This is a genomic window from Aliivibrio sp. 1S128 (assembly GCF_001691065.1).
Lineage (GTDB): Bacteria > Pseudomonadota > Gammaproteobacteria > Enterobacterales > Vibrionaceae > Aliivibrio.
The window spans coordinates 1-314 of the sequence record NZ_MAJV01000023.1 but is presented as its reverse complement, the minus strand read 5'-3'; the positions used below and the strand labels follow the sequence as shown (position 1 = coordinate 314).

Genomic DNA, 314 nt, shown 5'->3' with positions numbered 1-314 from the left:
TAAGGAGGACAAGTAATGTCTGCCTTAAAAACCTATGATCACGGAATCTATCTATTAGGGGCTTACTTTAAAAGTTATCTAGATGAAGAGGGTGAGAGAATTGAAGCGACTTGGCATCAATCATCTGATGTAACCGAGGCTGATTTACACAATGTTCGCCCAATTCCATTCACTCCAGTTTTGGTTGATGATGCTGAAAAACCCGCTCTATGGGGAACTAATAAAGACGGTTTATTATGTCAGTTGGGTTATTTTGATGAGAATATAGCCCCTGAATCCATAGCAAAAAAACAAACCTTTTTGCGTCATAAGCA

1 protein-coding gene is annotated in these 314 nt (G+C 38.9%); it reads left to right on the top strand.

Translation table 11 applies throughout. The features are described from left to right. Positions 1 to 15: 15 nt before the first annotated feature. The coding region (locus A6E03_RS04390) for a hypothetical protein (RefSeq protein WP_141677220.1) at positions 16 to 314 on the top strand (299 nt) is incomplete at its 3' end.